General features: G+C 70.3%; 24 protein-coding genes. 6 read left to right on the top strand and 18 right to left on the bottom strand.

From position 1 onward, the window contains the following. Positions 1–51: 51 nt before the first annotated feature. The 4 genes from ACOKM3_RS20770 to ACOKM3_RS20755 form a co-directional block, all read right to left on the bottom strand. Positions 52–1,611, bottom strand: a complete 1,560-nt coding sequence (locus tag ACOKM3_RS20770) for an SCO6880 family protein (RefSeq protein WP_426902510.1) — start codon at positions 1,609–1,611, stop codon at positions 52–54. Next, positions 1,608–2,966, bottom strand: a complete 1,359-nt coding sequence (locus ACOKM3_RS20765; protein WP_426902508.1) for an energy-coupling factor transporter transmembrane component T family protein — start codon at positions 2,964–2,966, stop codon at positions 1,608–1,610. The genes ACOKM3_RS20770 and ACOKM3_RS20765 overlap by 4 nt, the downstream gene beginning before the upstream one ends. Further along, positions 2,956–3,750, bottom strand: coding sequence for a hypothetical protein (locus ACOKM3_RS20760; RefSeq protein WP_426902506.1), 795 nt, complete (start codon positions 3,748–3,750; stop codon positions 2,956–2,958). The genes ACOKM3_RS20765 and ACOKM3_RS20760 overlap by 11 nt, the downstream gene beginning before the upstream one ends. 118 nt (positions 3,751–3,868) lie before the next feature. Continuing rightward, a complete protein-coding gene (locus ACOKM3_RS20755) occupies positions 3,869–4,177 on the bottom strand; it encodes a hypothetical protein (RefSeq protein WP_327662290.1) in 309 nt (102 codons plus the stop codon). 340 nt (positions 4,178–4,517) lie between these two features. On the opposite strand from ACOKM3_RS20755, the gene ACOKM3_RS20750 reads away from it, so the two are divergent. Together ACOKM3_RS20750 and ACOKM3_RS20745 are read left to right on the top strand one after the other, a co-directional pair. Beyond that, positions 4,518–5,534, top strand: a complete 1,017-nt coding sequence (locus ACOKM3_RS20750; RefSeq protein ID WP_426902504.1) for a C40 family peptidase — start codon at positions 4,518–4,520, stop codon at positions 5,532–5,534. A 197-nt stretch (positions 5,535–5,731) separates the two neighbouring features. Further along, entirely contained in the window at positions 5,732–6,457 is a 726-nt protein-coding gene (locus tag ACOKM3_RS20745; RefSeq protein WP_426902502.1) for a phosphatase PAP2 family protein, read from the top strand. A 731-nt stretch (positions 6,458–7,188) separates the two neighbouring features. On the opposite strand, the gene ACOKM3_RS20740 is transcribed toward ACOKM3_RS20745, so the two are convergent. Further along, positions 7,189–8,778: an FAD-binding oxidoreductase gene (locus ACOKM3_RS20740; RefSeq protein ID WP_426902500.1), complete on the bottom strand. Its 1,590-nt coding sequence runs from the start codon at positions 8,776–8,778 to the stop codon at positions 7,189–7,191. A 361-nt stretch (positions 8,779–9,139) separates the two neighbouring features. Here ACOKM3_RS20740 and ACOKM3_RS20735 point away from each other — a divergent pair, with 361 nt between their 5' ends. Further along, positions 9,140–9,985, top strand: a complete 846-nt coding sequence (locus tag ACOKM3_RS20735; protein ID WP_426906853.1) for an SCO4651 family lipoprotein — start codon at positions 9,140–9,142, stop codon at positions 9,983–9,985. A 161-nt stretch (positions 9,986–10,146) separates the two neighbouring features. Then, positions 10,147–10,335, top strand: a complete 189-nt coding sequence (locus tag ACOKM3_RS20730; protein ID WP_422408569.1) for a hypothetical protein — start codon at positions 10,147–10,149, stop codon at positions 10,333–10,335. Positions 10,336–10,440: 105 nt separating this feature from the next. On the opposite strand, the gene ACOKM3_RS20725 is transcribed toward ACOKM3_RS20730, so the two are convergent. Beyond that, positions 10,441–10,800 (bottom strand): metal-sensitive transcriptional regulator, encoded by a 360-nt coding sequence (locus ACOKM3_RS20725; RefSeq protein ID WP_426902498.1) that lies wholly within the window; start codon positions 10,798–10,800, stop codon positions 10,441–10,443. Positions 10,801–11,008: 208 nt separating this feature from the next. Between ACOKM3_RS20725 and ACOKM3_RS20720 the strand changes: the two genes are divergently transcribed. Further along, entirely contained in the window at positions 11,009–11,629 is a 621-nt protein-coding gene (locus ACOKM3_RS20720; protein WP_266712456.1) for a DUF47 domain-containing protein, read from the top strand. Positions 11,630–11,636: 7 nt separating this feature from the next. After that, on the top strand, positions 11,637–12,635 hold the full coding sequence (locus ACOKM3_RS20715) for an inorganic phosphate transporter (RefSeq protein WP_426902496.1): 999 nt from the start codon (positions 11,637–11,639) through the stop codon (positions 12,633–12,635). A gap of 207 nt (positions 12,636–12,842) precedes the next feature. Here the strand turns inward: ACOKM3_RS20715 and pstB are convergent, their stop codons facing one another. From pstB to ACOKM3_RS20655, 12 genes are all read right to left on the bottom strand, one after another. Next, positions 12,843–13,619 carry a phosphate ABC transporter ATP-binding protein PstB gene (gene pstB, locus ACOKM3_RS20710; RefSeq protein ID WP_426902494.1) on the bottom strand — a complete coding sequence of 259 codons (777 nt, stop codon included), beginning with the start codon at positions 13,617–13,619 and terminating at the stop codon, positions 12,843–12,845. 53 nt (positions 13,620–13,672) lie between these two features. Beyond that, positions 13,673–14,749 (bottom strand): phosphate ABC transporter permease PstA, encoded by a 1,077-nt coding sequence (gene pstA / locus ACOKM3_RS20705; RefSeq protein WP_426902492.1) that lies wholly within the window; start codon positions 14,747–14,749, stop codon positions 13,673–13,675. Next, positions 14,746–15,756, bottom strand: coding sequence for a phosphate ABC transporter permease subunit PstC (pstC, locus tag ACOKM3_RS20700; protein ID WP_426902490.1), 1,011 nt, complete (start codon positions 15,754–15,756; stop codon positions 14,746–14,748). Before pstC ends, pstA begins: the two co-directional genes overlap by 4 nt. 126 nt (positions 15,757–15,882) lie before the next feature. Further along, positions 15,883–17,010 carry a phosphate ABC transporter substrate-binding protein PstS gene (gene pstS, locus ACOKM3_RS20695; protein ID WP_426902488.1) on the bottom strand — a complete coding sequence of 376 codons (1,128 nt, stop codon included), beginning with the start codon at positions 17,008–17,010 and terminating at the stop codon, positions 15,883–15,885. A 246-nt stretch (positions 17,011–17,256) separates the two neighbouring features. Continuing rightward, a complete protein-coding gene (locus ACOKM3_RS20690; RefSeq protein WP_426902486.1) occupies positions 17,257–17,706 on the bottom strand; it encodes an NUDIX hydrolase in 450 nt (149 codons plus the stop codon). Next, the gene (locus ACOKM3_RS20685) at positions 17,703–18,866 is read right to left on the bottom strand and encodes a CHAD domain-containing protein (protein ID WP_426902484.1); all 1,164 of its coding nucleotides are present in this window, start codon (positions 18,864–18,866) and stop codon (positions 17,703–17,705) included. The genes ACOKM3_RS20690 and ACOKM3_RS20685 overlap by 4 nt, the downstream gene beginning before the upstream one ends. Next, positions 18,847–21,264, bottom strand: a complete 2,418-nt coding sequence (locus ACOKM3_RS20680) for an RNA degradosome polyphosphate kinase (protein WP_426902482.1) — start codon at positions 21,262–21,264, stop codon at positions 18,847–18,849. The genes ACOKM3_RS20685 and ACOKM3_RS20680 overlap by 20 nt, the downstream gene beginning before the upstream one ends. A gap of 1,118 nt (positions 21,265–22,382) precedes the next feature. Continuing rightward, positions 22,383–22,871: a DinB family protein gene (locus ACOKM3_RS20675; protein WP_426902480.1), complete on the bottom strand. Its 489-nt coding sequence runs from the start codon at positions 22,869–22,871 to the stop codon at positions 22,383–22,385. A 428-nt stretch (positions 22,872–23,299) separates the two neighbouring features. Further along, the gene (locus ACOKM3_RS20670; RefSeq protein WP_426902478.1) at positions 23,300–24,247 is read right to left on the bottom strand and encodes an ABC transporter permease; all 948 of its coding nucleotides are present in this window, start codon (positions 24,245–24,247) and stop codon (positions 23,300–23,302) included. Continuing rightward, positions 24,244–25,260, bottom strand: a complete 1,017-nt coding sequence (locus tag ACOKM3_RS20665) for a hypothetical protein (RefSeq protein ID WP_426902476.1) — start codon at positions 25,258–25,260, stop codon at positions 24,244–24,246. Before ACOKM3_RS20665 ends, ACOKM3_RS20670 begins: the two co-directional genes overlap by 4 nt. Next, positions 25,257–26,153, bottom strand: a complete 897-nt coding sequence (locus ACOKM3_RS20660) for an ABC transporter ATP-binding protein (RefSeq protein WP_426902474.1) — start codon at positions 26,151–26,153, stop codon at positions 25,257–25,259. Before ACOKM3_RS20660 ends, ACOKM3_RS20665 begins: the two co-directional genes overlap by 4 nt. After that, the gene (locus ACOKM3_RS20655) at positions 26,150–26,560 is read right to left on the bottom strand and encodes a GntR family transcriptional regulator (RefSeq protein WP_266712479.1); all 411 of its coding nucleotides are present in this window, start codon (positions 26,558–26,560) and stop codon (positions 26,150–26,152) included. The genes ACOKM3_RS20660 and ACOKM3_RS20655 overlap by 4 nt, the downstream gene beginning before the upstream one ends. Between the last annotated feature and the right edge of the window lie 93 nt (positions 26,561–26,653).

Raw genomic sequence — 26,653 nt, 5'->3', positions numbered from 1 at the left:
TCGGGGGAGTCGGGGGCGTGGGGATCATCGGGCTCGTGGGGACCATCGGCGTCACCGGCGGATGCCGGTGGCGAACGGCAGCGTGTTCACGAACGCCCGGTGGTGTTCGCGGTCGCACCACTCCAGCTTCAGGTACGACTTGCCCGCCGAGGCGCGGATGGTGCGCTTGTCGCGGGCGAGCGCGTCGGGGTTGCGGGAGGAGACCGTGATGTAGCCGACGAGATTGACGCCGGCCGCGCCGCTCGCCAGGTCCTCGCCGCGCTGGTCGAGGCGGCCGTGGGCGGCGATGTCGCGGGGGTCGACGGTCCGGTTCATCTTGGCGGCGCGGGACGCCTCCGCCTCGTCGTTGGTCTTCTCCGTCAGCATCCGCTCGATGGCGACCTCGGTGGGTTCCAGGTCCATCGTCACGGCGACGGTCCTGATCACATCCGGGGTGTGCACCAGGAGCGGCGCCAGGAAGTTCACGCCCACCGGCGTCATCGGCCACTCCTTGACCCACGCCGTGGCGTGGCACCAGGGCGCGCGGGTCGCCGACTCACGCGTCTTGGCCTGCAAGTACGTCGGCTCCATGGCGTCGAGCTCGGCCGGCCAGGCGTTGCGCTTCGACATCGCCTGGATGTGGTCGATGGGGTGGTCCGGGTCGTACATGGAGTGGATCAGGGACGCGAGCCGACCCTGGCCGAGCGGCTGCCGGACGCGGATGTCCGCCTCCTGCAACCGCGAGCAGATGTCGGTCAGTTCGCGCGCCATGACGACGGCGAGCCCGGCGTCCCTGTCGACCTTCTTGCCGCCCTTCGGGCGGGTGGCGCGGGCCATCGCGTTGGCCTCGGCGGCCAGGTCGCGTGTGAAGTGCATGCAGGCCACGAGGTACGCACGGTGCTGCTCGCTGCTCGTCGAGACCATGGACTGCAGCTGGTCGTACGACTTCTGCAGCCAGCCGAGCGAGCGGTCGTCGCCGCGCTGGGCGACGTCCTTGTTGTGTGCGTCGGGGTCGGCGGGGAGGGTGCGGGCCAGCATCTGGAGCCGGGTCACGAACCCGTCGCCGTTGGCCACGTGCTTGAGGAGCGTGCCGAACCGGTCGACCAGCGCCTCCTGGTCCTCCGAGTCGCGCAGCCCCACACCGGGGCCCTCGATCTCGATGGCGGCGGTGACGGTGCGCCGGTCGGCGTGGAGCAGCACGGCGATCTCGTCGGGCCCGAACGGCGCGGCCAGCCACGTGAGCCTGCCGATGCCGGGGGGCGGGCCGATCTCGACCTCACGCCCGTCGAGCCGGGTGCCGGCCTCCATGGTGGGCGAGCGGTAGGCGGTGCCGCGCTTGAGGGAGCGCTTGTAACTGCGGTTGATTTCGAACCACTTGTAGAAGGTGCGGCCCTTGTACGGGACGTAGACCGCGGCCAGCGCGAGCATCGGGAAGCCGGTGAGCAGCACGATGCGCAGCGACAGCACGGGGACGAGCAGTCCGCACATCATGCCGAGGAAGGCACCCACGACGATCATCGCGATCTCGCCGGACTCACGATTCTTGCCGACGATCGCGTTCGGCCGGGCGCGACCGATCAGATATGTACGGCGGGGCGTGACCGGAGGGGACACGTGGGACTGGGTCGTCAACGCCCTGCACCTCCTTGCCAGTTGCCGTTCTTGCCGGTGTTACCGCTGTTGCTCCCGCGGTCGTTGCTCGCGTGCGGGGACTTCGACGGGCTCGTACGGGGCGGGGGTGCGGCGGAGGGGACAGTTCCGCCGCCTCCCCCTGACGCGGCCGGGCGTGAACTGTGCGCGGCCACACCGCCGGACGCGGGGTTGGCGGGACGGGCCTGGGAGGCTCCGCCACCGCCTGAACCCCCGCTGTCCTGACGGCTGCTGTGGGTCTTGATGCCCTGCGAGACGAGCGCGGCGGGGGAGGAGATGACGGCGGCCGCCTTGCCCTCGGCGCCCTGCATGAGCCGGTTCTTCCTTACGTTGGCCATCTCGTCGCCGAAGCCGGGCACGAAGCGGTAGATCATGCCGCTCGCGAAGATGGCGAGCAGCACGATGGCGAGGCCGGAGACGACCGCGGCGAGGGAGTCGGGCCCCTTGTCGCCGGTGGACAGCGCGCCCGCGAGGCCGAGCACGATCACGATGACCGGCTTCACGAGGATGACCGCGATCATGACGCCGACCCAGCGGCGGACGTGGCCCCACAGGTTCTCGTCGACGAGCCCCGCGTAGACGACGACGCCGAGCAGCGCGCCCACATAGAGCAGGACGGCGCGCAGGTACAGCTCCAGGTAGAGCACGCCCGCCGCGACGATCGACACCAGCGAGACGACGATCAGCATGATCGGTCCGCCGCCGATGTCGTCGCCCTTCTTCAGGGCTTCGGAGAACGTCCCGAAGAACGCGTCGGTCTGATTGCCGGTGGCTTTCGCCAGGACGTCGGAGACCCCGTCGGCCGCGGAGACGACCGTGTAGAGGATCAGCGGCGTGAAGGCCGACGCGAGCACGGTGAGCCAGAGGAAACCCACGGCCTCCGAGATCGCGGTCATCAGCGGTACGCCGCGCACGGCGCGCTTGGCCACGGCGAGCAGCCACAGCACGAGCGTGAGGATCGTCGACGCGGCGAACACGACGGCGTACTGCTGGAGGAACTTCGGGTTGGTGAAGTCGACGTTGGCCGTCTTCTGCACGGCGTCGCTGAGCTGGTCGACGGTCCACGAGGCGGCCTCCGCGCAGCCCTTGGCGAGGCTGGAGAGGGGGTCGAGGGGGTTGGAGACGTCGGGCGTCCCGCCAGTGCCACCTCCGGTGCCGCCACCGGTGGCGTCGTTGCCGCGCTCGCAGTAGTCCTTGGCGCGCCCGGGGATCAGGCGGCAGGGATCGTCGGTCGGTTCGGGCGCCGCGAACGCACGGGTGGCTGTCAGGACGGCCGTGGCCTGTACGGCGGCGACGAGACCGGTGAGCTTGAGCGCACGGCGTGGGTTACCGGGCATACGAGAACCCTCCGTACTCCTCGATGGCCTTGCTGATGTCGTCGGAGTCGGAGGCGCGGTCGTCGCCGGGGACGGGCGTCGGACCGTTCTTCTGCGAGTCGGAGGTGATCTTCCAGTCGCCGTCGGTCCACTGCAGCTGGAACGTCCAGGTCTGCCACGACGTGGCGACCGGGTTGGTCGAGTTCGTGCCGGAGATGCCGAGGAGCCCCATGTACCAGACCGACACCTTGGCGGTGTCGCCCTCGTACCGGAGCGTCTTGGTGCCGACCGGAATGGTGCGGGAGACGAACGTGCTGCCCTTGGGCGCCTTCCCGTCCGCGTCGAGGCCCAGCTTGGTCAGGAACTCCGTGGAGTACGCCTTGTCCATCGGGCCCTTGAGCTTGGTGGCCGCCGAGGACGTATAGAGCTCGTCCACGATGCCGTGCCGCCGGTCGGCGTTGAACATGCCGTCGCCGCCGAGCCGCACCGCATAGTTGGCGGCAGCCGACTGCGCGCCCTGCTCGTCGTGGGCGAAGCCGGAGGCTACCGGCTTGGAGCCGGTCGGGGCCGTGGGAGCCGCCGCAGGCTTCGTACCGGAGGAGTCGGACCCGTCGGCGGAGCCGTCCGTACCGCGGTTCGCGAACGCGATCGCCGCGATGAGCAACACCACCACGCCGACCACGGTCACCAGGGACCGGGACGGTGACCGCGCCGGTCTGCGGGCGCCGGAACCCCCCGGGAGCCGCGTCCGGGTCTGCCCGGAGCCTCCGTAGAGCTCGTCGTCCTGTGGACCGTCAGGACTCATTGCGCGCACGCCCCCTCAACCTTTCGCCGAACCACCGCATACGACGGTAGCCGTGCTGGTTTCCGCGCGGGCGCGGTGTGGTGACTCGACATCAGGGAGACGCAACCTCAGCCGGGAGCTAGACGGCCATGCCGTACACGATGGTGAACAGCGTGCCTAGTGAGCCGATGATGAACACCCCGGTCAGGCCCGCGATGATCAGGCCCTTGCCCTGTTCGGCGCTGAAGGTGTCCCGCAGGGCCGTGGCCCCGATCCGTTGCTTGGCAGCGCCCCAGATCGCGATGCCGAGGCACAGCAGGATGGCGACCGCCATCACGACCTCGATCATCACCCGTGCCTCGTTGCCCAGGCTCCCGAACGGGCCCCAGTCCGGGGCGATCCCGCCGATGATGGTGGAGATGTCGCCCTTTTCGGCTGCCAGCAGCATGTGTAACTCACCGCCCCATGTGGGTAGTTCTGTCGCCTCTGACGCAGCGCAGAGGTCAGACCCATTCTTGCCCAGATTGGCTCCGATGCCTGCACACTTGGCGCCATTCCTTGGCCGAGTTCCTACGGTCCCATGCCTGCGGGACCGCCCCGGAGGGACGGTTCCGGATGCGAAGGAACGTACGGTTACTCTGTGTATCATGCCTGGTCACGCCGGGCAATGAAGGCTGGTCGTGGATAGTTCGGCGCAGTCGCCGACGGGGTGGGGTGCCCGCCCGTAAACTGAGCGCTCGTGTGTCCGGCCGTGGGTCGTGCCCGGACTCCCCCGTGGCGAAGGGCGGTTGACGGTGCGTAAGGCGTGGATGCTCGCGGGTTCGGCCGTCGCCGGGGGAACCGCGTTCGTGGCGCTGCTCGTTTTCGGGACGTACATGGCGGCGGGGAGCCTGAGCAGCGGGGTCGGGCAGGGGGCCGTGGGGCTCGCGAAGGGCGCCGTGCCCGCCGCGTATCAGCCACTCGTACAGAAGTGGGGCAATCTGTGCCCCGCCATCAACCCGGCGCTGTTGGCCGCGCAGCTGTACCAGGAGAGCGGGTTCAACCCGAAGGCCACGTCGCCGGCGAAGGCGTACGGCATCGCGCAGTTCATCAGCGGCACCTGGGCCGCGCACGGGGTCGACGGGGACGGGGACGGCGACCGCGACATCTGGGACCCCAACGACGCGATCCCCTCGGCCGCTTCGTACGACTGCAAGCTCGCCTCGTACGTGAAGGACGCGCCCGGCGACAAGACGAAGAACATGCTCGCCGCCTACAACGCGGGCTCGTACGCCGTCATCAAGTACGGCGGAGTGCCCCCGTACCGCGAGACGCAGAACTACGTGAAGGTCATCACGACGCTCGAGAAGTCCTTCGCGAAGCCGGTCGGGCGCGTGCAGCCCTCGCAGCAGGCCGCGGCCGCCATCTACTTCGCGCAGAAGAAGCTCGGCACCCCTTACTTGTGGGGTGGCAACGGCACGGCGGACCAAGATGGCCGATTTGATTGCTCGGGGCTGACCAAGGCCGCGTACGAGACGGTGGACATCGAGCTGCCGCGCGTGGCCAACGATCAGTACAACGCCGGGCCGCATCCGAAGCGGGACGAGCTGCTTCCCGGGGACCTCGTGTTCTTCTCCCACGACCTCAGCAACAGCCGGGCCATCCATCACGTGGGCATTTACGTGGGCGGCGGCTACATGATCGACGCGCCGCGGACCGGTGCCGTCATTCGCTTCGACCCCATCGACACCGCCGACTACTTCGGGGCGACCCGCGTCACGGAGGACGGTGCGAAGGCGCTGCCGAGTGCCTCGCCGGAGGTCTGAGCGGGGCGATGCGGACTGTGGGTTGGCTGGAACTCTCTGTTAGGTCGTGGCCCTGAGCTGCGGCTTTGTGTCTCTCTTCGATAACGTCTGGGTGATCGTTCGGTGGATTGTGGAACGTAGAGGGTGGGACCGTGCGTTCCTCTACCTGAATCGAAAACAACCACGGGGGTGGCTGAAGACGAAGGGGCCGCTGAACTATGGCTGGACTCGTGGCACTCGAAGCGCCCGCGACATCCGGATCCAACCCCGACGTCTCGCTGCTCTACGACATCAACGGCCTGGCCGATGACGCTCCGCGCTGGTTCGACCGGACCATGGAGTTCGTGGGGGAGTACGGGATCCTGATCGCGCTCGTGCTCGTCGTGCTGTGGTGCTGGTGGGGTGCGAGGAAGCGTGCGTCGCTCGACGACGCGGCGTCCTCCGTGGCCGCCGTGGTGTGGGCGCCGCTCGCCGCCGGGGTCGCCGTTCTCGTGAACGTGCCGATCCGGTCCTTCGTCGAGCGGCCGCGGCCCTTCATGGACCACGACGGGCTCGAGGTCCTGGTCAAGGGCAAGACCGACTTCTCGTTCGTCAGCGATCACGCGACGTTGGCGATGGCCATCGGGGCGGGGCTGTTCATCGCCCACCGCAAGCTCGGGCTCGCCGCCATAGGGCTCGCCGTGCTCGAAGGGTTCTGCCGGGTCTTCATGGGCGTGCACTATCCGACGGACGTCGTGGGCGGGTTCGCGCTCGGCACGGCGGTCGCGCTGCTGCTCTCGCCGCTGGCCTCGGCGCTGCTGACTCCGCTGGCGCGGGGCATCGGGCGGGCGTCCGGGTGGGTGTCCCGGCTCGTGTGGGCGCCCGGCGCGGTGGCGCCCGCGGTGGAGCTTTCCGAGTCCCGGGATGCGGCGGAGGCCGCTGGGGAGCGGGATTTGGCGGCGTAGTGCTCCGCGGTGGGGCGGGGTCGTTCGTTTCGGTGGGCGGTGTCGTCGGGGCCGGGCCGGGGTGGGGCCGTTCGTTGCGGCGGGCGGTGTCGTCGGGGGCGGGGCCGGGGCGTTCGTTTCGGCGTGCGGCACCTGGGCGGCTGAGGGTTTTGCCGGGGTGGCGCCTGTGTGCCGGTGTACGGCGTCGTGCCGTGTTTGGCTGCGCCGGTCCTGGCTCGTCTCCCACCCGCCCGCCCCCTCCGGGGGCTCCGGCTCGACCGGGGCCGGGGCCGGGGCCGGGCCTGGGCCGGGGGTGGGGCCCGTTGGGCTCGGTGCCTGGAACCCGGGCCGGGGCGGTGGTGGCGTTGGGCCCGTTGGGCTCGGTGTGTGGCATCCGGGCCGGGGCCGTGCCGTGGTCGGCGTCTGTCGTGATGGGTGCGCTGCACCGGGGTGCCGCCTTGCCCACCCTGCCGCCCCAGGCGGCAGATTGCCCAAGGCGGGTGCGGTTGGCCGCAGTGGGTGGGGAGTCGTGCTTGCGGCGGATTGCTCAAGGTGGTGGCGGTTGCCTGCGGGTGGGCGGGGCAGTTCAAGCCCCGTGCTGGGACGAGACTCGCGGGGGCCGTGGCTGGCGACGGGTTGCCCGAGGCGGCTGGCGGCACTCCGTCGGGCCGACGCCCCCGGAGGGGGGCGGGTGGTGGGAGATGGGCGGGAGCCCGTGGAGCCCCGGGGCGTAGGGGCGGCGTACGGCTCCGTTACAGGGACTGGGGGAAGGTGAAGAAGTCGGATGGGTCGTACGTGTGTTTTACCTTGGTCAGGCGGGGGGCCGCGTCCCCGTAGTACGCCTGCTTCCAGTTCTTCAACGACGCGTCCGCGTAGTTCTGGTACGCCGCGCCGGAGGCGTGTGGGCGCATCGACGTGTGGGTCGAGGACAGCCAGGCGCGGGCCGCCGAGCCGGACGTGGTGGGCTGCCACGACACGATGTACTGCGCCAGCATCCGCGCCCGCCGGTGGACGAACGCCGTCGCCGTCGGGTCCACCCGGTTGATCGCGCCGCCGAGCGCCGTGAGGGCCACCGATCCCGCCCCGGACGTCACGTTCTCCAGCTGCTTCAGGAGCGTGCGGACGCCCGCGTCGGAGAGGTTCCGGTCGAAGAAGTCGGAGGCCGCGGCGTATGTCTCGCGTTGCAGGGCGCCCGACGAGTCACGGCCGGGCGTCGCACCGGGGAGGTGGCACTGGGAGTCCTCCGCGAAGGCCGAGCAGCCCGCGTACACCTCCATCGACTCCTCGTACGAGCGTCGCTTGAGGGAGACCGAGGTGGCCGGCCCTGGACCGCCGGGTCCGTCGGCGAGGCGGTCGACCGCGTTCTGGAGCTCGGTGTACGTGCCGAGGGAGAACGCCGCGACCGAGACCGTCGGCCTGCCGCCTGCCGCGCCCGCGATGTGCAGCGAGGACCAGATCTCGTCGGCCTGGTCCGGGCCCCACTTCTGCCAGGCCTTGAGCACGGTCGCCGCCTTCGACCACGGCCAGGACATGTACGCGGAGACGGCTTGCGGCGCCGGGTGGGTCTTGAAGCGGAGCTCCGTCACCACGCCGAACTGGCCGTTGCCCGCGCCCCGTAGCGCCCAGAAGAGGTCCTTGTGCGACGTCTTGTTCGCGGTGAGTTCCTTGCCGTCGGCCGTGATGAGTGTGGCCTGCGTGAGGCTGTCGCAGGTGAGGCCGTAGGCCCGCGAGACGACGCCGTGGCCGCCGCCGAGCGTGAGGCCCGAGACGCCGACCGTGGGGCAGGAACCCGCCGGTATCGTCACGCCCTTGGCGGCCAGCGACCGGTAGACGTCGATGAGCTTCGCGCCCGCGCCGACCACCGCCTCGCCCCCCGAAGCGCGGACGGACTTCATCCGGGAGACGTCGAGTATCAGGTGGCCGTTGCCCGAGGACCAACCCGCGTACGAGTGGCCGCCGTTGCGTATGGAGAGCGGGACCTTGTGCGCGCGGGCGTACGCGAGGGTCGTGCGGATGTCGTCGGGACCCGATACGTACGCGACGGCGCTCGGCTTCAACGTGTCGAAGCGGGTGTTGTAGAGCTGGTGGGCCGCCGCCCAGGAGGACTCTCCGGGGCGGACCAGGGAGCCGTCGAGATCCTTGGCGAGGCCGGCGAGGTTCGCCGCGGCCCGCACCGTGCTCGACGCGCTCGCGCTCGTGGAGCGGACCGGGGCCGAGGAGCCGGCGGAGGTCCCGCCCGTGGAGCCGGAGCCGGACCCGGAACCGGAGCCGGAGCAGGCGCTCACCGCGCCGCCGGCCGTGAGTGCCGCGGCCGATGCCGTGATGAACGTGCGGCGTTCCATGCGGTTGTCTCCCTCGGCCACCTGTTCGCTTCCCGAGATACGAGACGTCATACGGGAGCCGTGGGTTCCGTCAGGCGTCCGGGCCCGCCGAGCCGAGATGGTCGTCCGCGTCCGAACGGGCCTTGCTCCGCGCCCTCCTGGCCGGTCCCCGCCAGCCGCAGCTGCAACGGGCCAGACAGAAACGTCCCTGTTCCACGACGGTGGTCGTATGCGAGTGCTGCTGTTGCGCCACGCCGCCACGGTACCGACTCCATGTAAACCCCCCGTTCGCGTGACGGTCGACCCTACTCGTCGTTAACCCCGACGACAGGGGTGGCCGCACACGCACGGAGCACGGACAGGCATGGGGGTCGGACCAGCGATGGTGGCGCAGCAGCACGGGAGCGCGGCCGCTTCGGCACGGGTGGCGGTGACGGCTGCCGCGGTGGCGTCGGTGGTGGTGGGCGTCGGCGGATGCGGTGGCGGCGCCGCGGGCGGCGAGCGGAACGCGGATCCGACGGGGACCGTGCGCGGGGCGGCCGACCGGCTGGTCCGCGAGGGCAGTTCACAGGCGCGTACGTCGATGGAGATGGCCAGCGGCGGGACCCGCGTCACCATCCACGGCGACGGGGTCTACGACTACCGCAAGGGCCTCGGCGAGCTGCGGGTGCGGCTTCCGCAGGACGCGGCGGGCGACGAGGAACACCGGCCGATCACCGAACTGCTCGCGCCCGGCGCCCTGTACATGAAGAACCGGGGCGCCGGAGTCCCCGCCGACAAGTGGGTGCGCGTCGACGTCACGACGTTGACGGACGGAAATCTGGTCACCGGCGGCGCCACCGATCCGCTCGTGGCGGCCGAACTGCTGCGCGGCGCGCGGAATGTGACGGAGCGGGGCGAGACCGACATCGCGGGCGTACGCACCCGGCACTACAAGGGGGACGTGCAGCTGAGCGTCGCCGCGAAGGCCGCGTCCGCGGGGCAGAAGAAGGCGCTCGCGGCGGCGGCGAAAGGGTTCCGCAAGGGGCGGGTGCCGTTCGACGTCTACGTCGACGACGAGGGGCTGATCCGCAAGGTCGTCCACCGGTTCAGCTTCGCCAACGGTCCTGAGAAGGACGTGGCCGTGCGGTCGACGACCCTGTACCGGGGGTTCGGGAAGCCGGTGAAGGTACGGCTTCCGGCCAAGGGGGACATCTTCGCGGGGAAGGTCGCCGAGCCCGGCCCGTAGGGCCTGCCGCCCGATCCGCCGCCCGTCCCGGCGCCCGGCCATAGGCCCCTCGGGGGCCGGAAATGGTTCTTCCGTGCCATGCGCGGGGCGTGAGCCGGTCCCTACTCTAGGAAGTCGGCCATTGCGGCCATCGGCTGTAGGTCACGCGGCAGGAAGAGGTGATGAACGTGGCTCCCGTGGGCGGTACGGCGGTTCAGGACCACGTCGCCCTCGCCGAGATCGAGCTGTGCGGTGAGTTGATCATCGCGGCGTCCGCCGTCTCCGAGGGACGGCTCAGCGTGGACCGGATCGACGAGGTGCTGCGGGTCGCTGAGGTGTTGCCCGGCGGGCCGGAGGGCGACCGGGACTGAACGAGAAGACCGGGACTGAACGAGAAGAACGAAGAGGTGGGGGCGCCGGGTTCGGCGCCCCCACCTCTTCGTAGAACCAGTAGAGCCACAGGTGCAAGCAGGAAGTCAGGTGCGCAGCAGGCGGGCGATCGCCTTCGTGGCCTCTTCGACCTTCTCGTCGATCTCTTCCCCGCCCTTGAGCGCGGCGTCGGCGACGCAGTGCCGCAGGTGCTCCTCCAGGAGCTGGAGCGCGAAGGACTGCAGCCCCTTCGTGGAGGCCGACACCTGCGTGAGTATGTCGATGCAGTAGACGTCCTCGTCCACCATCCGCTGCAGGCCGCGGATCTGGCCCTCGATCCGGCGCAGCCGCTTGAGGTGCTCTTCCTTCTGGTGGTGGTACCCGTGAATGCCGCGGTCGTGGTCGGTCACGATCTCGGCCTTTTCCGGCACAGCCGGCTGTTCCGTCTGCGTCGCGTCAGTCGTCATCGTGTCCGTCCTCCCGTGATTTCCTATACCCCCTGTGGGTATATGGTACCGGATTTTCCAAGGATCGTGCCGGTTCGTCCCGCCTCGGCCGGGCCCAGTGCTGATCACTGTGCCTGATGGGCGACACTGGGGAGACGCCGGTTAGCCGTGGCCGGATGATGCGCCTAGCATCAGCCTGACCGAATCCAAAGCACCCCGAGGACCCCACGTGCGCTTTCGTCTGACCCCCAGGGAGACGAGCTTCTACGACATGTTCGCCGCGTCCGCGGACAACATCGTCACGGGCTCGAAGCTCCTGATGGAACTGCTCGGGGCGGATTCCTCCGCCCGGGCCGAGATCGCGGAGCGGATGCGGGCAGCCGAACACGCCGGTGACGACGCCACCCACGCGATCTTCCACCAGCTCAACTCCTCGTTCATCACGCCGTTCGACCGCGAGGACATCTACAACCTCGCGTCGTCCCTGGACGACATCATGGACTTCATGGAGGAGGCCGTCGACCTGGTCGTCCTGTACCAGGTCGAGGAGCTTCCCAAGGGTGTGGAGCAGCAGATCGAGGTGCTGTCGCGCGCGGCCGAGCTGACCGCGGAGGCCATGCCCAACCTGCGCACGATGGACAACCTCACCGAGTACTGGATCGAGGTCAACCGCCTCGAGAACCAGGCCGACCAGATCCACCGCAAGCTGCTCGCCCAGCTCTTCAACGGCAAGTACGACGCCATGGAAGTACTGAAGCTGAAGCAGATCGTCGATGTGCTGGAAGAGGCGGCCGACGCCTTCGAGCACGTGGCCAACACGGTGGAGACCATCGCCGTGAAGGAGTCCTGACCGGCTCATGGACACCTTCTCCCTGATCGTGACGATCGGCGTCGCGCTTGGATTCACGTATACGAACGGTTTCCACGACTCCGCCAATGCCATCGCCACTTCCGTATCCACGCGTGCGCTGACGCCCCGCGCGGCGCTCGCGATGGCCGCGGTGATGAACCTCGCCGGTGCCTTCCTCGGCAGCGGCGTCGCCAAGACGGTGAGTGAGGGGATCATCGCGACCCCCGTCGGCGACAAGGGCATGGGCATTCTGTTCGCCGCCCTCGCCGGCGCGATCGTGTGGAACCTCATCACCTGGTACTTCGGGCTTCCCTCGTCCTCCTCGCACGCCCTGTTCGGTGGAATGGTGGGTGCCGCCCTCGCGGGCGGGACCACCGTCTACTGGTCCGGCGTGTGGGAGAAGATCGTCATCCCGATGTTCACGTCACCCGTGATCGGCCTCGTCGTCGGTTACCTCGTGATGACGCTCATCATGTGGCTGTTCCGGCGGTCCAACCCGCACAAGGCCAAGCGCGGCTTCCGTATCGCGCAGACCGTCTCCGCCGCGGGTATGGCGCTCGGGCACGGTCTCCAGGACGCGCAGAAGACCATGGGCATCGTGGTCATGGCGCTCGTCATCGGCGGCCACGAGTCCTTCGAGGACCCGATTCCGGTCTGGGTCAAGATCGTGTGCGCCGTGATGCTCTCGCTCGGTACGTACGCCGGTGGGTGGCGGATCATGCGGACGCTCGGGCGCAAGATCATTGAGCTGGATCCGCCGCAGGGGTTCGCGGCCGAGACGACCGGTGCGTCGATCATGTTCGGGTCGGCGTTCCTGTTCCACGCGCCGATCTCGACGACGCATGTCATCACGTCGGCGATCATGGGTGTGGGTGCCACGAAGCGGGTCAACGCGGTGCGGTGGGGTGTTGCCAAGAACATCGTCGTGGGCTGGTTCATCACGATGCCGGCGGCGGCGATTGTTGCGGCGGCGGCGTACGGGTGTGTGTACCTGGCGTTCGGTTAGGCGGCGGCGCGGGGGTGGGTGTCGCCCCCGCCGCCCCTTCCCGTCCCGTCCCCGGGGGCTGCGCCCCCGGACCCCCAAAAGATTGCGCAGTTCCCCGCGCCCCCAAAAACAAAAGACACGTGAAAAGGCCCGCCCCTTTCGGGGCGGGCCTTTTCCTTGTCCCCGTGGTGGCACCGCCATGCAGCACCGCGGGGAGTCGGGGGTGGGTCAGCCGAAGCGGCCTGAGATGTAGTCCTCCGTCGCCTGGACGGACGGGTTGGAGAAGATGCGCTCCGTCTCGTCGATCTCGACCAGCTTGCCGGGCTGGCCGACCGCCGCGAGGTTGAAGAACGCGGTGCGGTCCGAGACTCGGGCCGCCTGCTGCATGTTGTGCGTCACGATGACGATCGTGAACTGCTCCTTGAGCTCGCCGATCAGGTCCTCGATCGCGAGGGTCGAGATCGGGTCGAGGGCGGAGCAGGGCTCGTCCATGAGGAGGACGTCGGGCTCGACCGCGATGGCGCGGGCGATGCACAGGCGCTGCTGCTGACCGCCGGAGAGGCCCGAGCCGGGCTTGTTCAGGCGGTCCTTGACCTCGTTCCAGAGGTTGGCGCCCTTGAGGGACTTCTCGACGATGTCCGCGAGCTGGGACTTCTTGTAGTTGCCGTTCAGGCGCAGGCCCGCCGCCACGTTGTCGAAGATCGACATGGTGGGGAACGGGTTGGGGCGCTGGAACACCATGCCGACCGTGCGGCGCACGGCCACCGGGTCGACGTGGGAGCCGTACAGGTCCTCGTCGTCCAGGAGCACCTTGCCCTCGACGCGGCCGCCGGGGGTGACCTCGTGCATCCGGTTGAGGGTGCGCAGGAAGGTCGACTTGCCGCAGCCGGACGGGCCGATGAAGGCCGTCACCGAACGGGGCTCGACGGTCATCGAGATGTCTTCGATCGCCTTGTGGGCGCTGTAGTAGGCGGTAAGTCCGCTTACGTCGATTCGCTTGGCCATGACTGGTTACTTCACTTCCGAAGTTCGGATGGTCGCTGAGTGGGGTTGCCGCGTCAGCGGCCGGCCTTCGGGGCCTTCCAGCGGGCTACGCCGCGGGCCGCGAGGTTGAGGATCATGATGAAGGCGATGAGGACGAGGGCCGCGGCCCAGGCGCGGTCGTACGCCGCCTGGCTGCCGCCGCTGCTCGCGTACTGCTGGTAGATGTACAGCGGCAGCGAGGCCTGCGGGCCTTCGAACGGGTTGCCGTTGATCAGCGGGTTGCCGAAGACCAGCAGCAGCACCGGGGCGGTCTCGCCTGCGATGCGGGCGACGGCCAGCATGACGCCGGTCGTGATGCCGCCGATCGACGTCGGCAGGACGACCTTGAGGATCGTGCGCCACTTCGGGACACCGAGGGCGAGCGAGGCCTCGCGCAGCTCGTTCGGGACGAGCTTGAGCATCTCCTCGGTGGAGCGGACCACGACCGGGATCATCAGGATGGTCAGGGCCATCGCGCCGGCGAAGCCGGAGAAGCCGAAGCCGAGGATCAGGATCCAGAAGGACAGGATGAACAGGCCCGCCACGATGGAGGGGATGCCGGTCATCACGTCGACGAAGAACGTGACGGCCTTCGCGAGCTTGCCGCGCCCGTACTCGACCAGGTAGATCGCCGTGAGGATGCCGATGGGCACCGAGATCACGGTGGCGATGCCGACCTGTTCCAGCGTGCCGAGGATGGCGTGGTAGATGCCGCCGCCCTCCTGGTACGAGGTGACGAAGCCCATCGAGTGGGACAGGAAGTACGGGTCGAGGACCTTGATGCCGCGCGCGATCGTCTCGTAGACGAGGGACGCGAGGGGGACCACGGCGAGGATGAAGGCGACCCAGACGACGCTGGTCGCGAGGCGGTCCTTGGCCTGGCGGCCGCCCTCGACCTTGGCGGCGAGCGCGTACGAGACGAGGACGAAGAGGAGGGCCGCGATCAGGCCCCACTGGATGCGGCTGGTGAGCCCGGCGCCGAGGCCGATGGCGCAGCCCGCGGCGATGGAGCCGACGGCGACGGCCCAGGGCGCCCAGCGGGGCAGGCGCGCGGCGCTCAGCGTGCTCGGCGCCTTCTTGGGGGCCTGGGCGGGAACGGTTGCGTTGCTCATGCGTTGGCCCCCGAGTACTCCTTGCGGCGGGCGATGATCATGCGGGCCGCGCCGTTCACCAGGAGGGTGATGACGAAGAGGACGAGGCCGGAGGCGATGAGGGCGTCGCGGCCCTGGTCGTTGGCCTCGGAGAACTTCGCGGCGATGTTCTGCGCGAAGGTGCCGCCGCCCGGGTCGAGCAGGCTGGTGTGGATCAGGAAGTCGGGGGAGAGGACCGTGGCGACGGCCATCGTCTCGCCGAGCGCGCGGCCGAGGCCCAGCATCGATGCGGAGATGATGCCGGAGCGGCCGAAGGGGATCACCGACATCCGGATGACCTCCCAGCGGGTCGCGCCGAGGGCGAGGGCCGCCTCCTGGTGCATCAGGGGGGCCTGCCGGAAGACCTCGCGGGAGACGTTGGTGATGATCGGCAGGATCATGATCGCCAGCAGGATGCCCACGGTGAGCAGGGTGCGCGGGGCGCCGCCCTGGTAGTCGAGGACGCCGGTCCAGCCGAAGTAGTCGTCGAGCCAGTGGAACAGGCCGGTCATGTGCGGCACGAGGAAGAGCGCGCCCCACAGGCCGTAGACGATGGACGGCACGGCGGCCAGCAGGTCGATGACGTAGGCGATGATCCCGCTCAGCTTCTTCGGCGCGTAGTGCGTCAGGAAGAGCGCGATGCCGACGGCGATCGGGACCGCGATCACCATGGCGATGATCGAGGTGACGATCGTGCCGAAGGCGAGGACGGCGATGCCGAAGACGGGCGGGCTCGCGGTCGCGTTCCACTCGAAGGTGGTGAGGAAGTTGCCCTCGTTCTTCGAGAGGACCAGCGAGGCGCGGTAGGTCAGGAAGACCGCGATCGCGGCCATGATCACCAGGAGCAGGATGCCCGAGCCGCGCGAGAGGCCGAGGAAGACCCGGTCTCCGGGACGGGTGGCGCCGCGGGCGGCGCGCTTCTGCTGGGCGGCCGAGGGGCGATCGGTGGGCGCCGGTGGTGGCGGTGGTGCTTGAGTGGTTATGTCCATGGGGTTCTCCGGTCTGCGAAGACCCGTCCCTGGTAAGGGCGTTGAGAGCTACGGGGCTTCTGGCGGCGGTGCACCGGACGGTGCGGGCCGACGGCCTTTGAGGACCACCGACCCGCACGGCTTAAGTCAGCTGATGCCCGCGACGGTCTCGCGGACCTTCTTGTTGATCTCGGTGGGGATCGGGGCGTAGCCCAGGTCGGCGAGGGCGGCCTGGCCCTCGTCGGAGGCCGTGTAGCCCAGGAAGGACTTGGTGGCGGCCAGGCTGTCCGCCTTGTTGCCCTTGTCGCAGACGATCTCGTACGTGACCAGGGTGATCGGGTAGGCGCCCGCGGCCTTGGTCGCGTAGTTCAGCTCCAGGGCGAGGTCCTTGCCGGTGCCCACGACCTTGGCGTCGGCGATCGCCTTCGTGGCGTTCTCCGTGGTGGCCTTGACGGGCTCGCCGGCGCCGGTGTCGATGTCGACGGTCTTCACGCCGTCCTTGGCGTAGGACAGCTCGACGTACGTGATGGCGCCGTCGGTCTGCTTCACCTGCTGGGCGAGGCCGGAGGAGCCCTGCGCGGACTGGCCGCCCTTGGCCTGCCAGGCCTTGCCGCCCTCGTACTTCCAGTCGCCCGGAGCGGCGGCCTTCAGGTACTTGGTGAAGTTGTCCGTGGTGCCGGACTCGTCGGAGCGGTGGAAGGCCTGGATCTTGGTGGACGGCAGCTTGGCGTCCGGGTTCAGCTTCTTGATCGCCGGGTCGTTCCACTTGCTGATCTTCGAGTCGAAGATCTGGGCCAGCGTCTTGGCGTCCAGCGTCAGGTTGTCGACGCCCTGGACGTTGAACGCGACGGCGATCGGGCCGCCGACCATCGGCAGGTCGATGCCCTGGCCGCCCTTGCAGACCTTCTTCGAGGCGGCGACCTCTTCGGGCTTGAGCGCCGAGTCGGAACCGGCGAAGGCGACCTGGCCCTGGTTGAAGGCGGTGACGCCGGCGCCGGAACCGTCGGGCTTGTAGTTGAGCTGCACGTCGGAGCAGGCCTGCGCGTAGGCCTGGCGCCAGGCGTCTATGGCGTTGGCCTGCGCGGACGAGCCGATGCCGAGGAGCTGGCCCTTGGCGTCGTCGCACTTGATGTTGCCCGCCTTGGCGGAGGCGCTGTTGCCGCCGGAGCCGCCGCTCGTGTCGTCGGAGCCGCACGCCGTCAGCGCCAGGGCGCCGGAGACGGCGAGTGCACCGAGGGAGAGGGCACGGAGCCGGTTCTTGCGCTGAAGCTTCACCTTCGGATGTTCCTTCCAGGAGCCGCCGGCCTTCGCTGTCTCTGTGGCGGCGTGCGATCTGCGGAGGGTTCGTTCTTGGTTCTCAGTTCTCAGTCGAGCGGTGGGCGGTTCCCGGAGGCCGGGGGCTCACCGCGTCGTAAGGCTGAAATTAGGCAGATCAGGTGAAGCGGCCGATGGGCGTGAGTGAACGCGGGGTGAACCTAAGCGGGCGGTGCGGTTAGGTCACGGTGCGGCTACGGAGGGTGATCATCCGGGGGTGTGGAGGGAGTCGAGGGCGTCGAGCAGGGCGTCGACGAGGATGCGGTCCCTGGGCTGGGTGAGACGGGCGCGGGCCTCGGGGGGTGTGAGCCAGGCGATGCGGTCGACTTCGCGGTTCGGCGTGAATGCGCCGGTGGTCGCCTCCGCGGCCCAGTAACCGACCTGCTTGGGGCGGCCGTTCGCGAGGTAGCGGACCGTGGGGAGCGCGGCGCCGGGTGTGCAGTCGTGGCCGGTCTCCTCGCGCACCTCGCGCAGGGCGCCGGCGAGCGCGTCCTCGCCGCGTTTCAGCTTTCCCTTCGGGTGCGACCAGTCGTCGTACTTGGGCCGGTGGACCAGGCAGATCTCAATTCCCTGGCCACTGTGGTGAGTTGGCGTACGCCGCCACAGGATGCAGCCTGCCGCGAGGATCGTGTGGGGGTCGTCCTGATGCACGGTCATGGGGTGCCCACCGTCTGTCGTTGCCATGCCTGTCCGAACGCGAGTCTGGCGGCCGCGACCTCGTGGCGCTGGTCGGCGTGGAGCACGCCGAGGGCGTACGCGGTCGTGGGGGCGATGCGGGGGGTGCGGGCGGCGTGGGCCGCGGCGGCGGCGGCCTCCGCGGCGTCCCGGTGGGCGTTCAGGGCGTCGGCCGCTTCGAGGAGGCGGGCGTCGACGGGGGCGCTGGAGACGACCTCGCGCGCGTAGCGGTGCAGGCGCAGCAGGAGGCGTACGTGGTGCCAGGCGGCGTCGGCGTCCGGGCTGTACGGGTGGCTGGTGTGGTGGAGGGTGGTGGCCGCTTCGGCGAGGCGGGAGCCGGCTTCCGCGGCGAGCTTCTCCAGGCCGGTGTCGGCGGTGGTGAGGGGGACGTCGCTGGCGAGCACGGCGACGTTGTCCGCGACCGCGTGGAAGCGGGCGGAGCCGAGGGCCTGGAGGGCGGTGCTGTGGGCCCTCGTGCGGGCGAGGGTGAGCTGGCGCTCCAGAAGGGCGGATGCCTTGGCGGCGCCGAGGGTGAGGGTTTCCCTTGCGGGGGGCGGGGTGTCGGCGTGCGGCGCCGGGGCGGGGGCCGTCGAATCGGCGCGCGGCGCCGGGGGCCGCCTTGCCCACCCTGCCGCCCGATGGGGTCTCCCCTGCTCGGAGCTTGTCGAAGAGCTTGGGGAAGGCAGATTGCCCAAGGCGGGGTCGGCACCTTCACGCCCCTGCGGCGGGTGGGTCAAATTGAGCCCCTGCGGCGATTGAGCAGCGGGGTCCGGGGCGGAGCCCCGTGGCGTGGGGGACGGGGGTGACGTCAGGGTGTGGAGGGCCGAGGTCAGCTGGTCCAGGCGGGACGCGTACGCGTGTTCGCGGGCCAACGTGCCGGACAGCCACGCCAGTTCGGGCCGCAGCGCGTCCGACCAGTCCGTGTCGAGGAGCGGCCGAAACGTGTGCAACGTACCGCTGATGCGGCGCGCAGCGCGTCGCAGCGCACGGGCCGCGTCCGCCGTGTCGTCCGCCGCCCCGCTCTCGCGATGCTGCCGCAGCGAACGCAGGAACTCGGTGGCCTGGGAGCGGAGATAGCACCCCAGGACATCGACATCGTTCCCGCTCAGCCGCTCGCTGGACTCAAGGTGTCGCTGTGCCACGCCGGCGCCTCCGGGCGTCTATGAGCATCTCCTGTACGTTGCGCAGGGGACGGCCGTCCGCGTCGGCGGAGTGCCGGGTCCAGTCGCCGTCCGGGCCCAGGTGCCAGGAGGCGGTGCCGTCGGACATCCCCGTTTCGAGCAGTCGGCCGAGCGCCGCGCGATGGGCCGGGTCCTCCACGCGGACCAGGGCCTCGATGCGGCGGTCGAGGTTGCGGTGCATCATGTCGGCGCTGCCGATCCAGACCTCCGGTTCGCCGCCGTTGCCGAAGGCGAAGACGCGGGAGTGCTCCAGGAAGCGGCCGAGGACCGAGCGGACCCGGATGTTCTCGGAAAGGCCCGCGACGCCGGGGCGGACGGCGCAGATGCCGCGCACCCAGATGTCGACGGGGACGCCGGCCTGCGAGGCCCGGTAGAGCGCGTCGATGACGGCCTCGTCGACCATCGAGTTGACCTTGATGCGGACGTGCGCGGGGCGGCCCGCACGGTGGTGCTGGACCTCCTTCTCGATCCGCGTGATCAGGCCCGTACGAAGGGACTTGGGGGCGACGAGGAGGCGGCGGTAGGTCTCGCGGCGCGAGTAGCCGGACAGCCGGTTGAAGAGGTCGGAGAGGTCGGCGCCGACTTCCTGATTGGCCGTCAACAGGCCCAGGTCCTCGTACAGTCGGGCCGTCTTGGGGTGGTAGTTGCCCGTGCCGACGTGGCTGTACCTGACGAGCTGCTCGCCCTCCTGGCGTACGACGAGCGACAGCTTGCAGTGCGTCTTCAGGCCGACGAGACCGTAGACGACATGGCAGCCGGACTCCTCCAGCTTGCGGGCCCACTTGATGTTGGCCTGCTCGTCGAAGCGGGCCTTGATCTCGACCAGGACGAGCACCTGCTTGCCGGCCTCCGCGGCCTCTATCAGCGCGTCCACGATCGGCGAGTCGCCCGAGGTCCGGTACAGCGTCTGCTTGATGGCGAGCACGTCCGGGTCCGCGGCTGCCTGCTCCAGGAAGGCCTGTACGGAGGTGGAGAACGAGTCGTACGGGTGGTGGAGCAGCACGTCGTGGCTGCGCAGCGCGGCGAAGACGTCGGGGGCCGAGGCCGATTCCACCTCGGCGAGGTCGCGGTGGGTGCCCGCCACGAACTTGGGGTACTTCAGCTCGGGGCGGTCGATGCCCGAGAGGGAGAAGAGGCCGGTGAGGTCCAGGGGGCCGGGCAGCGGGTAGACCTCGGCCTCGCTGATCTTCAGCTCCTTCACGAGGAGGCTGAGTATGTCCGAGTCGATGGTCTCCTCGACCTCGAGGCGCACCGGGGGCCCGAAGCGGCGCCGCATCAGCTCCTTCTCCAGGGCCTGGAGCAGGTTCTCGGTGTCGTCCTCCTCCACTTCGAGGTCCTCGTTCCGGGTCAGGCGGAACATGTGGTGCTCCTCGACCTTCATGCCGGGGAACAGCTCGCCCAGGTGCCGGGGCGCGGCGATGACGTCCTCGATGGGGACGTAGCGCTGGGGCGAGGCCTCCAGGAAGCGGGAGAGCAGCGGAGGAACCTTTACCCGGGCGAAGTGGCGGTGGCCGGAGACGGGGTTCGAGACGACGACGGCGAGGTTGAGGGAGAGCCCCGAGATGTACGGGAAGGGGTGCGCGGGGTCGACGGCCAGCGGGGTGAGCACCGGGAAGATCTGCTGCATGAACAGCGTGTAGAGCCGGGCCTGCTCCTTCTCCGTGAGCTCGTTCCAGCGCACGACGTGGATGCCCTCGTCGGCGAGGGCCGGGGCGACCTCGTCCTGGTAGCAGGCGGCGTGCCGGGCCATGAGCTCGCGGGAGCGGTTCCAGATCAGCTCCAGGACCTCGCGGGGCTGCAGGCCCGAGGCGGAGCGGGTGGCGACGCCGGTCGCGATGCGGCGCTTCAGGCCCGCCACCCGGACCATGAAGAACTCGTCCAGGTTCGAGGCGAAGATCGCCAGGAAGTTCGCGCGTTCCAGGAGGGGGGTGCTCGGGTCCTCGGCGAGCTCCAGGACGCGTTCGTTGAACGCGAGCCAGCTGCGCTCGCGGTCCAGGAAGCGGCCCTGCGGGAGCTCCGCGCCCTCCTGGTTCGCGTAGTCCTCTTCGTAGTCGTCCGGGTCCGCGTCGATATCGGCGACGATGCCGGCGAGCTTCGCGGCGGCCAGGTCGTACTCGCCGCCGGCCACGGGGTGTGGCCGGTGCGCGGCGAGGGACCCCACGGACGGCTGGGGCTGCGTGGCCGAGGGGGCCGGAGCAGTGTCGGTCGTCTGGTCCTGTGCGGCGTTCGGCTGGCTCATGGCCCCATTCTTCCGCGTGGACGCCGTCCGGGGCGCGCCGACGGCGTCGGAGTACGCGGGCGCGAGCGTCAGGCCGCCTCGGCGGGCGGGGTCGGCGGGTTCGGGGGCGGGGGGCTGCATTCACCGAGCGTCGCAAGGTCGTCTGAATCGACGGTTACGGCGACATGACGTACGGGCTATGGCCGTGCGGCCCGCCGGGGGGTTGGCGGGTGGGTGGTTGATGTCGTGGGGTGGGGTGGCGGTGCCGGGGGGTTGGCGTGGGCCGGGGTTGGCGTTGCCGGTCTGGGGTTCGGGATGAGCCGGGGGCCTGAGGTGGGGTTGGCGCTGCCGTTGTGGGGTTCGGGCTGAGCCGGGGTTGGTGCTTGGCGTTGTGGGGTGTGGCTGAGCCGAGGGTTGGCGTTCGCCGGTGTGGGGGTCGGGGTGGCGGGTGTCGTTGTGGTTGCGCGGGGCCGTGGGTGATGTGCGCCGGGGCGGGGTGCTTCGTCATTGTTGCGCGGCGTTGGGGGTGGGCTTTGTCGGGGGTGGTGTGGGTGGTGTTGGGCGCGCCGGGGCGGGGTTTTGGGGCTGTGCCGGGTGGTGCCCCAGGTCTACGGTGTGCGGCGCCGTGCCCTCCGCGGCTGCACCGGTGCCCGGTCACCTCCCACCCGCCCGCCCCCTCCGGGGGCTTCGGCCCCCGGCGCCTTGGCCGGGGTCGGCGCGCATGGTGGTGGGTGTGCGTACCGGGGCTTCGAGGCTGTGCCGTGGTCGGCGCCTGTCGTTCTCATTGCGCGGCACCGGGGTCCCACCGTGCCGTGGTCGGCGTCTGTCGTGATGGGTGCGCTGCACCGGGGTGCCGCCTTGCCCACCCTGCCGCCCCAGGCGGCAGATTGCCCAAGGCGGTGGCGGCTGACCGCCGGGATGGGGAGCCGTGCTTGCGGTGGATTGCCCTAGGCAGGGTGGCGTTGACCGCCACGGGTGGGGAGCCGTGCCCGCGGTGGATTGCCCAAGGCGGGGGTGGCGCTTGTCGTCTCGGGTGGGCAGCTGGCTCGGGCGGCGGGTTACCCAAGGCGGGTGCGGCTGACCGTCTCGGGTGGGGAGTCGTGGCTGGCGGTGGGTTGCCCAAGGCGGGGTGGCGTTGACCGCCATGGGCGGGGAGCCGTGCTTGGGCGGGTTGCACAAGGCGGGCGGCGTCGGCCGGTATGGGGTGGAGTCGTGGCTGGTGGTTCTGGGTGGGTGTCGAAAGTGGGGCCGGGCGGGGCTCAGCGAGGTCCAAGTCCCGTTCGGCCATCAAGGAGTTCGCGGACGACGTCCAGATGGCCGGCGTGCCGTGCGGTCTCTTCGACAACATGCAGGATGATCCCGCGCAGGTCGGCGATTTCGTCCCCCAGGGGCTCGGGGTGCCGGCCCCGCGGCAGTGCCGACAACGGGGTGCGGGCGATGACGGCGTCGGAACGGCGGCACTGGTCGTCGTAGAAGGCGAACACCGCCTCCGGCGCTCGCGGTGTCGTGAGCGGCGCATGGTCATCGGGCCACGGCAACGGCTCGGCCGCTCCGCTGACGACCTCCTGGAACCAGTGCCTCTCCGCGTGCCCCAGGTGTTCTATGAGTCCGAGGGGCGTCCAGCCGGAGGGCAGGACCGGCGTGGTCAGCGCCTGCGCGTCGAGCCCGTCGACAATGGCCAGCACGCTGGCTCGCTGCGCCGCGAGGAACGCCGACAGCGTCTCCTTCTCCTTGCTCTCCGTGCTCATGCGCGCATGGTGCCAGGAGCCACTGACAAGCGCGGCAGCAATCTGACCGCGAGCTGTCTCTTGAGGCTTGAGGCTTGAGGTGGTTGATCCTGCACTCGACCGCATGGCGCCGGCGGTGGTCCGCTACCGCGGCGGCGCAGGTGGGGCCGGTCCATGGTGCGGGACGCAGGCGGCACAGGTCGGGCGCGGCCCTCAGAGCTCAGCTCAGCCATGCCGCGGGCCGTAACCGTCAGGCCGGGGGCGTCGGGCCGAAGCCCCCGGAGGGGGCGGGTGGGTGAGAGGTGAGCGGGGGCAGCGACCGTGCCCCATGCAGTGCGGCGAGGAATCGCTCCCGCTGCTCTGCCCCCGGTGGGGCCGAGCCACCCCCACCCGGCCACGGGGCCCCCGGCGGGGCCGAACCACCCCACCCGGCCGCGGGACGCCCCCCGCTACCTCGCCCTGCGGCGCAAGAGGTAGAAGGCCGTGGCCGTGGCTGCGCCGGTGAGGGTGAGGATCAGGCCCGTTTCGACGAGCTGGAGGGGCCAGAAGTGGGACGGCGGGTGGCCCTCGCGGTAGAAGCCCGTGACGTTGTGAGCCGTGAGGCACGCGCGGTCGTCCACGCACAGGGGGTCGGAGATACGGGCCCCGGAGGCGGTCACCGCGCCTTCGGAGACCAGGGACCCGGCGAAGTACTGGTAGCCCTCGTTCACGTCCCCGGTCACCGTCACCGTGGGCCACAGCCGGTCGCGGACCGCGTCGAGCGCGCCGACCACCACGACCGTGGCGATCAGCGAGTACGTCGCCGCGGGCAGCGTGCGGCGCGTCAGGAGTGCCACCATCGCGCCGATGGCCAGGCCGAGCAGCGGCAGTGCCACGGCCGTCGGGCCGAGGACGTTGTAGAGCTGCGTCGACCCGTACCAGCGGTGGTCCGAGAGACCCGGGGCCTCGGAGGCGACGAGGCGGCGCAGCAGCATCAGGATCGTGGTGCCGACGACGAGGAAGGCCGCGGGCAGCGCCAGCTTCGCGGCCAGCCAGCGCACCGGGGTCACGGACTGCGTCCACGCCAACTCCGCGGTGCCCCTGCTCAGTTCGCGTCCGATGAGCAGGCCGCCCGCGAACACGGCGACCGCCACGGGCACCACCGTGATCAGGTTGTCGGTGAGGGTGAGGACGTATTGATACGCGTCCGCGGTCGCGCCCTTCGCGGTGCAGCCGTTCGCGGTGGCCGGGTCGCAGTGTCCCGTGATGTCGAGCCCGGCCGTGCCGGGGCCCCACAGCCACAGGAGCAGCGCCGCCGTCACCGCGACGTAGGCGATCCACAGCCAGCCGGCGATGCGGTGCAGCCGCAGCACCGTCCAGGACAGGCCCGAGGGGAAGGTGGTGGCGGCGGCGCTCATGCGGTGGCCTCCTTCGGGAGCGGAGCGGTCGGCGGCTCCGGCTGGAACCGGCGCAGCACGAGGAACGCGGCGACGACGGCCAGCGCCGTGAGCCCGAGCAGGATGCCCGTCTCGGCGAGCTGGCGCGGCCAGTAGTCGGGGGAGGGGAGGTAGTGGCGGGTGAAGCCGGTGATGTCGTGCTTGTCCAGGCAGCTCTGGGTCATGCAGCTCGGGTCGCGGATCTCCGCCCCCGTCGATGTGATCGCCTTGCTGTGCACGGGGATCTCCGGCTGCTGGTAACTGCCCTGGAGCGGCCAGGAGTTGGAGCGGAACGCGCCCACCAGGTACGTCACGATCCCGGCGAGGGCCGCGGCCGGCAGCGTCCGGCGCAGCACCAGCGCGGCCAGCACTCCGATGGCCAGGCCGAACAGGGCGTTCGCCACCGTCGCGGGACCCACGGAGAAGTTGAAGTCGCGCGGTCCGATGCCGGCGACGAGCAGATGGTTGCGGCCGTCCCAGACGAGGCGGTAGAGGATCACGACGAGCGTCGTGCCGACCGTGATCAGCAGCGCCGGTACGTAGAGCTTGGTGGCGAGCCAGCGGGCGGGGGAGACGGACTGGGTCCACGCCAACTGGGCGGTGCCCTGCTCCAGTTCGCGGGCGATCAGCGGGCCCGCCGCGAAGACGGCGATGGCGCACGCGGCGATCCGGGTCAGCGTCAGCGGATCGTAGAAGAGGGTGTCGAAGGTGGTGCCGACGAACGGCAGGAAGGCGGAGAGCGCGCCCTGGAACGCGTTGTCCTGCGCGCCGTCGTAGCCGAGCTTGTCGAACGCCGCTTGGACGTCCGCGGAGCCGGGGCCCCACAGCCACAGGAGCAGGCCGAGGCTGACCGCCACGTAGCCGATCCACACCCACAGCGCGCCGCGGTGCAGTCGCAGGACCGTCCACACCAGGCCGTCGGGCCCGGGCTTCGTGCGCCGCACGGCGGCGGGCTTCGCGGGCTCGGCGGGCTTGTTCATGGAAGGGGCGCTCATGCCGTCACCGCCTTCCGGCGCGGGCCCGCCGTGGTGCCGGGCGTGATCAGGGGCGGGGCGTCGGGCGAGCGGAGGTGGGCCAGGAGCAGCTCCTCCAGGGAGGGCTCCTGGACCTGCCAGCCCTCGCCGATCGGCCCGTCCCTGCGGATCAGGGCGGTGACGCCGCGGCCGGAGGCGCGGGACTCGACCACCGTGTGCGGGGCGAGGTCGCCGCGGCCCGTGACCAGGCTGTGCGCGCCGATCAGGTCGTCGATGCCGCCGCCGAGCCGGATCCGGCCGCCGCCGAGCAGCAACAGGTGGTCGCAGGCGTCGGCCAGCTCGGTCACGATGTGCGAGGACATCAGGACGGTCGTGCCGTGCTCGGCCGCGTCCGCCATCAGCGTGCCCATCATCTCGTGCCGCGCCAGCGGGTCGAGGTCGGCCATCGGCTCGTCGAGCAGCATCAGCTCGGGGCGCTTGCCGAGGGCCAGGGCGATCGCGACGCGGGTGCGCTGGCCGCCCGAGAGCGAGCGGATCTTCGCCTTCGGGTCGAGCTCACCCTGCTCGACGATCTTCGACGCGTACGCGGCGTCCCAGCGATCCGGGTTGAGCGCGGCGCCCACCTGAAGGGTGTCCGCGACGGACAGCTGGGGGTACAGGGGCTTGCCCTGGGCGAGGTAGGAGACCTTCGCGCGGTGCGTGCCGGGGGCGGCGCCGAGCACGGAGACGCTCCCCGCGGTGGGACGGGACAGGCCGGCCGCGATGGTCAGCAGCGTCGACTTGCCCGCTCCGTTGGGCCCGACGAGCGCGCTGATCCGGCCTTCTGGCAGCCGGAACGAGCAGTCGTCCAGGGCCGCCGCAGCGCGCCTTCCGTAGCGCTTGACGAGGCCGTTCGCCTCGATGGCCGTGCTCATGAAGTCCCCTTGGTCATGGTGCCGAAATGCGCCTCCAGGGCGCTGCCGAACAGGGCCTCGACGTCCTCGCGGTCGAGGCCCGCCTCCTTCGCCCTGCCCGTCCAGTCCTCGAGCTCCGCCCTCAGCGGTGAGTCGCCGGAGCCGGAGCCGAGCGTCGCGCGGACGAACGTGCCGAGCCCGCGGCGGGCCTCGACGAGTCCGGAGCGCTCCAGCTCGCGGTACGCCTTCAGCACGGTGTTCGGATTGATCGCCGTCGCCTCGACGACCTCACGCGCCGTGGGCAGCTTGTCCCCGGGCTCGAGCAGTCCGAGCCGCAGCGCGTGCTCGGTCTGGTGGACGATCTGGAGGTAGGTGGCGACGCCGGTGTGGCGGTCGATGCGGAATTCGATGACCGGTTCCTGTGCCACGGCGTACCCCCTTTCACTAATCAAGTAGTGAAAGGGTGATGCAAGAGAGGGGGCGGCGTCAAGCGGCGCCGCCCCCTCATTGCCGTCCGGCCG

The sequence above is a fragment of the Streptomyces nidicola genome (genome assembly GCF_050106155.1).
Lineage (GTDB): Bacteria > Actinomycetota > Actinomycetes > Streptomycetales > Streptomycetaceae > Streptomyces.
The sequence above is the reverse complement of the archived record's forward strand: the minus strand, read 5'-3'. Positions and strand labels throughout refer to the sequence as shown.